Source organism: Bacteroidales bacterium, from assembly GCA_031276035.1.
GTDB lineage: Bacteria > Bacteroidota > Bacteroidia > Bacteroidales > BM520 > RGIG7150.
This window is the reverse complement of sequence record JAISNV010000012.1, coordinates 1-12642: the sequence shown is the minus strand read 5'-3', so window position 1 is coordinate 12642 and position 12642 is coordinate 1. Positions and strand designations below refer to the sequence as shown.

The 12642-nt window shown below is 33.8% G+C and carries 9 protein-coding genes and 1 riboswitch; of the genes, 5 read left to right on the top strand and 4 right to left on the bottom strand.

Annotation, left to right across the window (positions count from 1 at the left end; translation table 11 throughout):
- Positions 1-47: 47 nt before the first annotated feature.
- Positions 48-980: a thioredoxin-disulfide reductase gene (trxB, locus tag LBP67_03135; GenBank protein MDR2083968.1), complete on the bottom strand. Its 933-nt coding sequence runs from the start codon at positions 978-980 to the stop codon at positions 48-50.
- Positions 981-1092: 112 nt separating this feature from the next.
- A riboswitch (cobalamin riboswitch) is annotated at positions 1093-1268 on the top strand.
- Between the two features lie 103 nt (positions 1269-1371).
- Between trxB and LBP67_03130 the strand changes: the two genes are divergently transcribed.
- From LBP67_03130 to mscL, 3 genes are all read left to right on the top strand, one after another.
- Positions 1372-2343: a DUF4465 domain-containing protein gene (locus LBP67_03130; GenBank protein MDR2083967.1), complete on the top strand. Its 972-nt coding sequence runs from the start codon at positions 1372-1374 to the stop codon at positions 2341-2343.
- Between the two features lie 110 nt (positions 2344-2453).
- Complete coding sequence (locus LBP67_03125; protein ID MDR2083966.1) at positions 2454-4859, top strand: T9SS type A sorting domain-containing protein; 2406 nt, start codon at positions 2454-2456, stop codon at positions 4857-4859.
- Between the two features lie 92 nt (positions 4860-4951).
- Positions 4952-5329, top strand: coding sequence for a large-conductance mechanosensitive channel protein MscL (gene mscL, locus LBP67_03120; GenBank protein ID MDR2083965.1), 378 nt, complete (start codon positions 4952-4954; stop codon positions 5327-5329).
- Between the two features lie 124 nt (positions 5330-5453).
- Here the strand turns inward: mscL and LBP67_03115 are convergent, their stop codons facing one another.
- From LBP67_03115 to rpsA, 3 genes are all read right to left on the bottom strand, one after another.
- Positions 5454-6434, bottom strand: a complete 981-nt coding sequence (locus LBP67_03115; GenBank protein MDR2083964.1) for a lipoate--protein ligase — start codon at positions 6432-6434, stop codon at positions 5454-5456.
- 156 nt (positions 6435-6590) lie between these two features.
- The gene (locus LBP67_03110) at positions 6591-7505 is read right to left on the bottom strand and encodes a ribonuclease Z (protein MDR2083963.1); all 915 of its coding nucleotides are present in this window, start codon (positions 7503-7505) and stop codon (positions 6591-6593) included.
- A gap of 3 nt (positions 7506-7508) precedes the next feature.
- Positions 7509-9443 (bottom strand): 30S ribosomal protein S1, encoded by a 1935-nt coding sequence (gene rpsA / locus LBP67_03105; protein MDR2083962.1) that lies wholly within the window; start codon positions 9441-9443, stop codon positions 7509-7511.
- 183 nt (positions 9444-9626) lie between these two features.
- Between rpsA and LBP67_03100 the strand changes: the two genes are divergently transcribed.
- Both LBP67_03100 and LBP67_03095 read left to right on the top strand, forming a co-directional pair.
- On the top strand, positions 9627-11006 hold the full coding sequence (locus LBP67_03100) for a nodulation protein NfeD (GenBank protein ID MDR2083961.1): 1380 nt from the start codon (positions 9627-9629) through the stop codon (positions 11004-11006).
- Positions 11007-11169: 163 nt separating this feature from the next.
- Positions 11170-12642: IgGFc-binding protein (locus LBP67_03095; GenBank protein MDR2083960.1), on the top strand; the 1473-nt coding region annotated here is incomplete at its 3' end.

Below are 12642 nucleotides of genomic sequence, written 5' to 3'. Positions count from 1 at the left end.
TATTTATCTCTCTTAATTATATTATTTAAATTTCAATTCTGAGATTATTAAACTATCTCATTCAAAAATCTTTCTACTTCTATTGCTGCTATACATCCTGTTCCGGCGGCAGTAACTGCCTGTCGGTAATTAGGGTCTTGAACATCTCCGGCGGCATATACACCCGGAATATTTGTTTTTGTGGAATCCGGTGCGGTACAGATATATCCGTCTTTATCACATTCGATAAATTCTCTGAAGATTTCAGTATTCGGGTGATGACCGATTGCTACAAAAAATCCGGCAATATCAATTTTATGTAAAGTGTTTGTTTTAATATTGTGTAGTATTGCACCGTTAACACCGTTTTCATCACCAAGGATTTCTTTTGTAGTATGCGACCAAAGTACTTCTATGTTTGGAGTGTTAAAAACCTTTTTTTGCATAATTTTTGAAGCTCTGAGTTCATCACGACGATGAATGAGGTAAACTTTATTGCACAAAGTTGAAAGGTAAACTGCTTCTTCCGTAGCCGTATCTCCACCTCCGACAACCGCAACATCCATTCCTTTATAGAAGAAACCGTCGCAAGTAGCACAAGCAGAAACGCCCTGACCTTTAAATTTGTTTTCCGATTCAAGTCCGATGTATTTTGCTGAAGCACCTGTTGCAATGATTACAGTTTCCGCAAGAATCATTTTTCCGTCGTCTGCATAAACTTTGAACGGTCTTTCAGAAAAATCTACTTTTTCTACAGCTCCGAATCTAATATCGGTTCCGAACTTTGCTGCTTGTTTTTCAATTTCAGCCATAAGTTTCGGTCCGGCAATACCTTCAGGATGTCCCGGGAAATTTTCGATATCAGTAGTAATTGTAAGCTGACCGCCCATTTGAAGTCCGGTATATAATATAGGTTTCAGGTTGGCTCTTGAGGTATAAATCCCTGCTGTATAACCGGCAGGACCCGAACCGATTATTAAACATTTTGTTGTTTCTGTCATTACTGTGAGGTTTTTTATTTGAAATGCAAAGATAGGAAAAAGATAAAAAATGAACGATTTTTATTTGTTCATTAATCTAAATAAATCATTCGTTTTTCTTCTAAATATATTATCTTTGCAACTGACATACGGTTCTTATGATTAAAAGGGAATCCTGTGAAAATCAGGAGCTATCCCCGTAGCTGTAAGTTTCGTTAAGAATGTTCATTATCCACTGTTGAGTTTTCAATGGGAAGGAGAACAATTCGGAAACAAGCCAGAAGACCTGCCGTAGCGTTAAATCGTAGCTTTCGGGAAGAAGAGCGGTTGATTGCCTACCCGCAGTTAATATTTCATTTACTCCGAAATCTATGATGTAATTAATTTTTTTATTAACCTAAATTTTTACATCATGACAAAAAAATTACTAAGTATTGTTGCAATATTAATGTTTGCAACTAATGTGTTTTGCCAAACGGCAACATTCGAAGATTTTGAACTTGCGAACGAATCGCATTATCAGGGAGACGAATCATTGGACGGATTTACTTCCGGAACATTTTTCTTTGGAAATTCATTTACTGAAGAATGGGATTATTGGGAAGGATTTGCTGTTTCCAACCACACAACAAAAGAGTTTGATCCGGATAATAATATTGAAGGGCAATTTTATAATGTTGTTGGTTCCGGATATAAAGATTCAAAAAACTTTGGAGTGGTTTATCCTCCTTATGGCGGATTATCAATGGTAACGATGCCTGAAAATAGTAGTATGCAAGTTAAAGGTGTTTATGTAACAAACAGCGCTTGGACTTATTACACCATGCTTAACGGAGATACTTATATGGGTGATCCCTTCGGCCAAGGCGATTGGTACAAAATTATAGCAACAGGAGAAAATTCTGAAGGAGAAACTACTACAACAGAATTTTATTTAGCCGATTTCCGTTCCGATAATCCCAATGAACATTATATTATTGAAGAATGGACTTGGTTTGATCTTTCTGTACTCGGTGAAATTGTAAATGTTGGCTTTGACTTGGACGCATCGAGGAAAAATGAATACGGACTTACTATTACCTCATATTTTTGTATAGATGATTTTAACGGAACAGGAAATGCAGGTATAAATAATTTTGATCTTACGACCGATATTATTGTTTATCCGAATCCTGTTTCTGATTATGTAAATATAGATTTTGAAAATAATTCAGATATAACAGTCAAAAATATTAGGTTATACAATATAAACGGAGAAGTATTGGAGTCTGTAATACCTTCTGAATTTTGTATTATTAATATGGAAAAATATAAATCAGGAATTTATTTTATTGAAATAAAAGGAAATGATTTTAGAAAAGTAAAAAAAATAATCAAATTGTAAAAAAGAATTAATAAAAATGTAAATAGTTTATTAAAAATTTTATACCTTTGACGTCTGAAATGAATAAAATGATAAAATTAATAAATTATTAACTTGAAAATTATTTGATTATGAAAAAACTTTTACTTTCAACGGTTTGTGCATTAATTATTTTCGGATTAAATGCGCAAGTTACTGAAAATTTTTCCGACTATACAGTTGGCGGAAAATTGGCTCAACAAGCTCAAGGTATGGGCAGAAATTATTGGACAACTTGGTCAAATGCTCCTGGTGGAGCTGAAGATGGTGTTATTGCCGATGTTAGTGGTAATAAGGTTGGTAGTCTTACTTATGGTAACGATCAAGTACTTTTACTTGGCGGAAAAACTTCCGGTGTATGGGAATTTACAATGAAAATGTTCGTGCCTGCAAGTAAGTGTGGTTATTTTAATATACTTGCAGATTTTGCCGGTACTTCAAGTACTTGGGCAACTCAAGTATATTTTAATAAAGACGGTACTGCTCCGGGAGTTGGTGCTATTGATGCTGGTGCAGAGTCGGCTACAACTTTTACATTTAACCATGATGAGTGGGTAAATATTAAACTTATCATTGATCTTGATACGGATAATACGGAATTTTACATTAATGACGGATTAGTTTATGAATGGCAATATACTTTAGGTTCATTTGGTGACGGATGTCCAAGAATAATTGATGCTATGAATATTTATCCTCCAACAGCCGGAATGTCTGATTTTTATATTGATGATATAGTATTTACTCCTGTTGCAAATGCTATTTTTGAAACAAATTTTGATGAGTTATCAGCCGGTGCTTATGTAGCTCAATCATATCCGGACTGGTGGCGTACTTGGTCAAATCTTCCCGGTACTTCTGAAGACGGATTAATTACAGTTGAACAAGCTTCTTCAACTCCCAATTCTGCTAAAATATCTTGGGGAGCTGATTTGATATTCATGACTGGTGATAAAACCACAGGTTCTTTCACAATAGACTTTGATATGTATATTCCCGGAACCGCACCTGCATATTTTAATTTATTACATAATTTTAATGGCACCAATAGCGAATGGGCAATAGGTATTCATTTTAATATTACAGATGATACAAATATGCCTGCATTAGGTACTTATGTTCAACAAGATGGTAATATTACTAATTTTACTGCTGTGAGCGATGCTTGGTTCCCAGTATCTTTTGTAGTTGATTTGGATAATGACCTCGCTACACTTGATATTAACGGTACTCAAATATTAGAATGGCAATTCAGCCTTATTGAAGATGGCGGTGCAGGTTTAAGACAACTCGGTGCAGTTGATTTTTATCCTCCTGAAACAGGATCAGTATTTTATATAGATAATTTTGTTTTTGGTGGTGTTGGCGGTGGTGCTCCATCTTTGGCAGTAACTCCGAATTCTATTAGTGAAGAAACTCTTGAAGGATCCGGTGAAACTTTTATAACTCCAGTTAATATAAATAATACCGGAACCAGTATAGGTGATTATGTGTCATGGGCTAGTTTTATTGATGAAGGTAAATCAGGAGAAAAAGCAAGCTTCACATTAACTTATTGTAATAGTAATGAACCTGTAAACCTTTATTACAACCAAGCTACTGAACCTCCTGTTATGGAGTTTGCAGCAAAATATCCTTTGTCTGTTTATTGTGACATGGTTGGTACTTACATTACTAAAGTTTCTTTCTTCTTACCTAACCCAACAAGTGATAATAAGCTTACAGCTCGTGTATATGGACAAGGTGCTGCTTACAATTCTCCCGGAGAAGTTCTTACAGAAATAACAATCAATAATCCAATTGTTAATTATTGGAATGAATTAACTTTACCTGAACCTGTATTATTAAGTGGACAGGATATTTGGGTTGCTTTTGAAGGAACACAACCTGTAGGTGAAAGTGGTCTTATGGCTACTGATGGTGGTCCTGCTGTTGAAAATGGAGACTGGAGAAGAACAAATGGTGGTTCATGGGGACAATTGCATGTTATTCAACCAGATCTTGGTAACGGTAATTTTATGATTAGAGCATATGCAGAAGGTGATGTTATCCCGGGTTGCTGGCTATCATTAGAAGGAGATACTTATGGTTCTATTTCTGCAGGAAATAGTGCAACTTTCGATATTATTTTGGATTCTGAAGGATTGGAAGTAGGAACATACGAAGCTACTGTTAGTATTGCTACCAATGATGTTAATAATGAACTTTTTGAAATTCCTTGTACTCTTAAAATTAATGAGTTAGGTGTTGAAGAGTTTGCCGTTAATAATGTAACAACTAAAATTTATCCTAATCCTACATCAGATATGGTTACTATTGAATCAAATAAAGATATTAATAGTATTCAAATAGTTAATAATGTCGGACAAATTGTATATTCTGCTAAAGTTAATAGCACACAAACAACTATTAACACGTCTGGCTTTAATACAGGAATGTATTTTGTAAGAATCAGCACAGATGCAGGTTCAATTACAACTAAACTTATTGTTAGATAAGAATTATGTTTAAATAATAAAAAAGCTGTCTTTATTTTTATGAAGACAGCTTTTTTTAATTATTTTCGAAATTGTTTATTAAATATAAAAAAATGAAAAGTAAAACATTACAAGAGTTTAAAGAATTTGCTCTTAAAGGGAACGTTGTTGACATGGCTGTCGGTGTGGTTATTGGAGCGGCTTTCGGCAAAATAGTTACTTCTTTGGTAAATGATATTATTATGCCGTGTCTGGGGGTATTAATTGGCGGTGTACATTTCTCCGATTTGAGTATTGTTCTTAAGAAAGCTACAGAAACAAATCCTGCTGTAACACTTAATTATGGTAATTTCATACAAGTTACCATTGATTTTCTTATTATTGCTTTTTCAATATTTCTTGTTATCAAGGTGTTTAATAAAATGACGCATATACGCAAGAAAAACGGAGAAGGGGCAACAGCACCTGCGGAAGAAAAGAAAAGTGAATAGAATTCTATAGACAGAATGATGAAATATGAAGAATTAACGAATTATATTAATAATCAATTTAATTTATTAATCGTTATTTTAAAAAGTTAATCCTTAAAATTTTATCATCCTGTCTATTCAACAATCAGAAGAACAAGGATTTCAAATCTTCTTTTTCAAATCCCGAAAAATAATCATTAACATCTGTAATTTCTAAAATTGAGATTATATCATCCTCTTTATGTTCCTTTCCGATCAGTAAATCCGTAAATTCTTTAACGGGCTTTGTTCCGAAGAAATCACCGTAGATACTAATTTCTTTTATCAGCCCTTTTTCAACATAAATATATAATTCAATTCTTCCGGCAGAAGTTTTTATAGATTTGTTGAAATTGTATTTGGGAGATTTTCCGAAATTCCACTCCCAAGTGTTATATTTATTTTCAACAAGCAAATTGATGCTTTGAGTGTCCTTTTCGGAAAATTTATATGCTTCCGCATCATTAATATCTTTAATTACCTGATTGATAATGTAGCTTGTAAATTCTTCAATAGTATAATTTTCTTTTAAATAATCTTTGATATTGGTAACACGACTTTTTACCGACTTTACTGCCTTTCCTTCAAATTTGTCTTCTTTTGGATTTAATGACTTGGAAAGACGGGTTAAATCGGTATCAAACAACAAAGTTCCATGATGACAAATCCGGTTTTTGTAAATATGAGAAGCATTTCCGCTGAATTTCTTTTTGTCGATAGTTAAATCGTTTCGACCTTCAAATTCCGCATTAATTCCGATATTTTGCATAGCATTAATTATCGGTTGAGTATATTTTCTGAAGTCAATTTTTTTATTCCCTGAAATATTTGTGATAAATGAAAAATTCAAATTGCCGAGATCATGAAAAACCGCACCGCCGCCGGATAATCGTCGTACCACATTGATATTGGTTGCCTTAATATATTCAAGGTTAATTTCTGCGAGAGTATTCTGGTTTATACCTACAATAATAGTTGGTTCATTAATATATAATAGAAAAATATCATCACTGAAATTCTTAATCAAATATTCTTCTGTAGCAATGTTAAACGGTGGGAAATTAGATGGAGAATTGATTATTAACATGATTATGAATTTTTAAATTTTAGTTCAATATAGAAAATGAAGAGAATTTCAAAGATAATAACTTCAATAATGCAAAGATTATAAACATCTTTCAACTTTATTCAAAAATTAGGTATTATTTTATCATTTTTATGCGATAATCAGCATACTGTAAAATTAGCTGATTGATATCACCATTCCATCTTCGGCAGCTATCGTATTGGGAAAGATTTCTGTTGCTTCGGCAATGAGTGCGTCAGTAGTTTTATATCTTTTTGAAAAATGTCCGATAATTAATTTTTTCGCGTGAGCATTCTTCGCTATCAATGCTGCTTCTCTTGCCGTTGCATGATATTTTTCAACAGCAAGATGCTGTAAATCCGACAAGAAAGTTGCTTCATGATAAACCGCATCGCAATTATCTATAATAGGAATTATTTCCGGCATATACATTGTATCTGTACAATAAGCGTAAGAATTTGATAGCAGTTTATTGTAAGTTATACTTGCATGTTTGTGAACATTACCGTCTTTATCAATAAAATCATTCCCGTTTTTAATATCGGTTATTTGTTCAATACTTAAATCATGCTGAATGATAAAATCTTTCTTCACATTTGCCGGTTTCTCTTTTTCTTTAAACAGAAAACCTGTTGTGCTTACACTGTGTTTAAGCGGAAAACTTGTTACGGAATAGTGTTTATCTTCGAAGATTATCTCCTGTTCGGCCGGATTTGTTGGAACAAATGTAACTTCATAACTTAAAAAAGAATTAGAAACATCTAATTGAAATCGAATGACTTCTTCAAGTTCTTTTGGGCCGAAGATAGTTAATGGTTTATTGCGACCTATCAAATGGAAAGTAGAGATTAACCCTATTAATCCGAAAAAATGATCGCCGTGAAGATGTGTTATATAGATTTGATTTATGGAATTTAATTTTATTCCGAACATTTTGAGGCGAATTTGTGTTCCTTCGCCGCAATCAAGCAACACACCGTTGCCTCCGACAGTCATATACTGAGCCGATGTCCAACGGTGTGTTGATGGTACTGCGGAATTAGATCCGAGTATGGTTATTTTTATTGGCATAGACTACTTTTCAGCGTCTTCTTCCATTTTGCTTTTTAAATTAGCAAGTTCTGCCAAATCGCCAAGAGTAGTAACTTCATTGCTTTCATTCAACTCTTGAATAGCGGATTTTTTACCCGATTTGCTTTCGTATTCTTTAGCTTTTTCGGCGGCAGCTATATCTTGGAACACTTTAGAATGAGAAACAACAATACGTTTATTAGCTTTATTAAATTCAATAACTTTGAAATCCAATGTTTCGCCAACCTTAATATTGCTTCCGTCTTCTTTTATTGCGTGTCTGCTTGGACAGAAACCTTCAACATCATCAGGAAGATTTACAGTTAAACCTTTATCTGTTGCAGCAACAACAGTTCCCGGATGAATAGAACCTTCTGTAAATATTTCAGCGTAAGCTTCCCAAGGATTATCTTCAATTTGTTTGTGGCCTAAGCTGAATCTGCGATTTTCAGTATCAATATCAAGAACAACAACTTCAAGAGGTTCACCAACTTTAGTGAATTCTGCCGGATGTTTGATTTTCTTGTTCCAAGATAAATCGGAAATGTGAATTAAACCGTCAACACCTTCTTCAAGTTCAACAAAGATACCGAAAGTAGTGAAGTTTCTAACAACAGCGGTATGTCTTGAACCTATAGGATATTTTTCTGTGATGCTTGCCCATGGATCCGGAATTAATTGTTTAATACCGAGAGACATTTTGCGAGCATCTTTATCTAAAGTTAAAATAACTGCTTCAACATCGTCACCTACTTTCAAGAAATCTTGAGCTGTACGTAAATGTTGTGACCAGCTCATCTCAGAAACGTGAATTAAACCTTCAACGCCCGGAGCAATTTCGATAAAAGCACCGTAATCAGCCAAAACTACAACTTTTCCTTTAACTCTATCGCCAACTTTAAGATCAGCATCTAAAGATTCCCATGGATGTGGAGATAATTGTTTTAAACCTAATGCAATACGTTTTTTATTGTCATCGAAATCAAGAATAACAACTTGTATCTTCTCGTCAAGTTTTACTATTTCTTCAGGATGATTAATTCTTCCCCAACTTAAATCGGTTATATGTATTAATCCGTCAACTCCACCTAAATCTATGAATACGCCGTAAGTTGTGATATTTTTAACAGTACCTTCAAGAACTTGACCTTTTTCAAGGCGAGCAATAATTTCAACTTTTTGAGCTTCAAGTTCGTCTTCAATAAGAGCTTTATGAGAAACAACAACGTTTTTAAATTCATGGTTAATTTTTACAACCTTGAATTCCATTGTTTTGTCAACAAACATATCATAATCCCTAATTGGTTTAACATCAATTTGAGAACCGGGTAAGAAAGCTTCAATACCGAATACTTCAACAATTAAACCGCCTTTGGTACGGCTAATAATATGTCCTGTAATAATTTCATCATTTTCAAAAGCTTGATTAACTCTATCCCAAGATTTGAGTAGTTTAGCTTTTTTGTGTGATAATTGTAATTGACCTGTAGAGTCTTCTTGACTTTCAACATAAACTTCTACAATATCACCGACTTTAAGATTTGGTCTGTATTTAAACTCTGATGCGGGGATAATACCGTCTGATTTAAAACCGATATTAATAAAAACCTCGCGAGGAGTAAGTCCTACAATGGTGCCGTTAATTACTTCATGATCTGTGATTTGATTTAAAGTGTTCGAATAAAGATTTTCAAGGTCTTCGCGTTCTTTAGAGGAATAAATTTCTTTATCTTTACCTAAAGTGTTCCAATCAACACGTTGTTTAACAACTTCTTTAACAATAGGCTTTTCTTCAATAGCAGGTTCTTCTGCAATTTCTTCTTTTTCCTTTTCTGTTTCTGTAATAACTTCCGGAGTTTCGTTCACTACCTTAGTTTCTTCATTCGTAATTTCTGCTTCTTGGTTTTCAACAGCAGTGTCTTTAATTTCTTCTGACATAAAAATTTTTATTTGATTGATTGGCACAATCAGGTTAGACATAATAATTTGTTTATTAACAGTGACTTGATTAACAAAAATGCCAATAATTTTCACTAATTCAAATCGGATTGCAAAGATAGATATTTTATTTGAAAATCAGCGGTTTTTTTGAGAAAAAATATAACTTTGCAAAAAACATTTATGAATAAACGTGTATTTTATATTTTGACAATTTTATTTTTGGGTTGCATTATGACCGCTTGTGCACTTCAAGCCAAAACAGAGGGAAATTTAGAAGATAATAACATTCATGATACAGTTTATGTAATTGAACTGATGGATGAAATAGCTCCTCACACATGGCGAAAGGTAAAATTAGGTTTTGATGAAGCGCATAAAAATAATGCACGATTGATAATTATTCATTTGAATACGTACGGAGGAACTCTTGTAGATGCCGATTCTATCAGAACTAAGATACTTAATTCGGATATTCCGGTTTATGCGTTTATCGACAACAATGCTGCATCTGCAGGAGCTTTGATATCAATAGCCTGCGATAGTATTTACATGCGTCCCGGTTCAAATATAGGTGCGGCTACAGTTGTAAATCAGGAAAGCGAACAAATGCCGGATAAATACCAGTCATTTATGAGGTCCATGTTGCGTGCTACAGCGGAAACAAATAATAGAAATCCAAAAATTGCAGAAGCAATGGTTGATCCGGAGGTTGAAATCGAAGGAATTTCTTCTAAAGGAAAAGTGCTTACTTTCACAACTGAGGAAGCCATAATAAATGGATATTGTGAAGGAAAAGCCGAAAATATCTCGGAAGTTGTTGGGAAAGCAAAATTAAATGATCCTGTTGTTATTACCCAAAAACTTACTGTACTTGATAAAATTATTGGATTTTTAATTAAGCCGCTAATAAGCGGACTTTTAATTATGATGATTATCGGTGGAATTTATTTTGAATTACAAACTCCGGGAATAGGATTGCCTTTAGTTATTGCAATACTCGGAGTTGTCTTGTATTTCTTTCCGCTTTATGCAGCCGGATTGGTGGCAAATTGGGAAATAGTAGTTTTTGTATTAGGATTTATTTTACTCGCTCTTGAAATATTTGTCATTCCGGGTTTCGGAGTTGCCGGAATTTCCGGTATTGCGCTTATGCTTTTCGGATTAACATATGCTATGATTCCAAATAACGGACTTAGGGTTAACTACGAACATCTGGGAATGTTAGCTACAGCTATCTTAACCGTAATAATTGCAATAACCCTTGCTTTTGTTATATGCGTTTATCTCGCAAAGAAATTACTTACTACAAATAACAGGCATATTAAGATTGCTTTAAATGATGTCCAAAATACGGATCAAGGATACAGTACCGCTAATCGGAAATATACACAAATGATAAATATGACCGCTGAAGCATTCTCAATTTTAAGACCTTCTGGGAAAATAATTCTGAATGATGACGTGTATGATGCCGTAACGGAAGGTGATTGGATTAATAAAGGAGAAAGTGTAAAAGTTGTTGACTACATTAATGGACAGTTGGTAGTTAGGAAAAAATAAAAGACCTCATAAAGAAATTAATTCTCATTAATATTAATTTGATTTTTTAATAATTTTTATTACATTTGCGAATATAATAAAAATGCATAGATATATTTTCGCTTTATGTTATATCTCTGCATATTAAATTTTTACGTTAACGTTAGTTGTTTTTTTTTATTTTATGAGAGATTTTATCAAAATAATATCATTTGTTTTATCATTTTTTTTATTTCAAATTAGCCTTTATTCTCAAGACGGATCACCTTCAACTGAAGGTAAAGAGTTTTGGGTTACCTTTATGAAAAATGGTAATTATGGTTGTAGGCCCAATGGCGGAGGACATGCCCCGTCATACGAATTTTTAAAACTTACCATTGCTTCAAGATATAACTGCTCTGGAACGGTATCTAATCCTAATACAGGGTATAGTCAAAACTTTACTGTTACTGCATGGCAAAGATTAGAGTTGACAATCCCATATAACGAAGCATATACTGATATTTATGGAAATATTGTTAATACAGGTTTACTGATAACTACTACTGAGGATGTCTGTATATTTGCTTCTAACTCGGCAATAAATTCATTTGAACCGACTTTATTATTACCTACAAGATGTTTAGGGAAAGAGTATTCGGTTACTACAAATGGTACGAGGTATTATTTGAATAGTTGCGGAGAAGTTTTTGCTGCACAATTTGCAATCCTTGCTACGACCAATAATACCCGCGTCCGTATTACGCCAAAGTTAGCAACTAATAACGGCAAACCAAAAGATATTCCTTTTGAGATAACCCTAAACCGGGGACAGGTATATATGGTTGGTGCGGAGCATCCGGCCGGCAGCTATAATCAGGAATATAAATTCGGTTTAACCGGCTCCTGGGTTGAGGTGGTTCAAGGCGGACAAATTGCATTATTTCAAGGAAATTCTTTAGCAGCTGAGACTGTCGAAAATGTATATTCGCAATATTTAAATAGAGCTTCGCATATTTATGATCAAGCCATACCGGTTAAATATTATGGTAAACAGCTCGCTGCCGTTATGATGGGTTTAACAGGTGGCGATGGTGTTTTTATAACAATTACAGGTTTATATGATGATACTCACATAACATATTTGGATGATACTCCTCTTGTAACTTTAAATAAAGGTGACTCATACGGAATGTATTATTCAAATAGTTCAATAGGTTTTAATTCGGATAAACCTTGTACTTTTTACTACACAACATCTGTTAAAAGCGAATATCCTTCAATGACTATGGTTGCTTGTAGGGAACAAGCTTGTGATGACTTTATTTTTGCTACTGTAACACCGCCGGGATATTATATGCCTTATACTGATATGATAACTTTGACCGTTCATTCGAATAGTGTAAATGTTAATGGTTCAAGTGTTTATTTCTCTCCAAGTGATATTCCTGGTTATTCATATTGTCCTTATAGTATTCCGGTTGAGAATCAGGTATATAATATTACCAGTCAAAGCGGAGTTATTGCTGCTTTTGTCCCTGTTGGCGAATATTCTTTCTTGTGTTCAATTGGAGGCAGTATGTTAACACAGTTTATGTACATAGATGACATTTTGAGCAACGAGATAGCGAGCAATCAAAAATATTGTGTAGATGTACCTATAGATTTCCGTTCAGAG

Excerpts from the sequence above, each read along its gene's own strand:
- LBP67_03115 (MDR2083964.1), bottom strand. The coding sequence starts at position 6,434 with ATGTTAATAATCAATTCTCCATCTAATTTCCCACCGTTTAACATTGCT.
- LBP67_03110 (MDR2083963.1), bottom strand. The coding sequence starts at position 7,505 with ATGCCAATAAAAATAACCATACTCGGATCTAATTCCGCAGTACCATCA.
- LBP67_03100 (MDR2083961.1), top strand. The coding sequence starts at position 9,627 with ATGAATAAACGTGTATTTTATATTTTGACAATTTTATTTTTGGGTTGC.
- LBP67_03130 (MDR2083967.1), top strand. The coding sequence starts at position 1,372 with ATGACAAAAAAATTACTAAGTATTGTTGCAATATTAATGTTTGCAACT.
- mscL (MDR2083965.1), top strand. The coding sequence starts at position 4,952 with ATGAAAAGTAAAACATTACAAGAGTTTAAAGAATTTGCTCTTAAAGGG.
- rpsA (MDR2083962.1), bottom strand. The coding sequence starts at position 9,443 with ATGTCAGAAGAAATTAAAGACACTGCTGTTGAAAACCAAGAAGCAGAA.
- trxB (MDR2083968.1), bottom strand. The coding sequence starts at position 980 with ATGACAGAAACAACAAAATGTTTAATAATCGGTTCGGGTCCTGCCGGT.
- LBP67_03125 (MDR2083966.1), top strand. The coding sequence starts at position 2,454 with ATGAAAAAACTTTTACTTTCAACGGTTTGTGCATTAATTATTTTCGGA.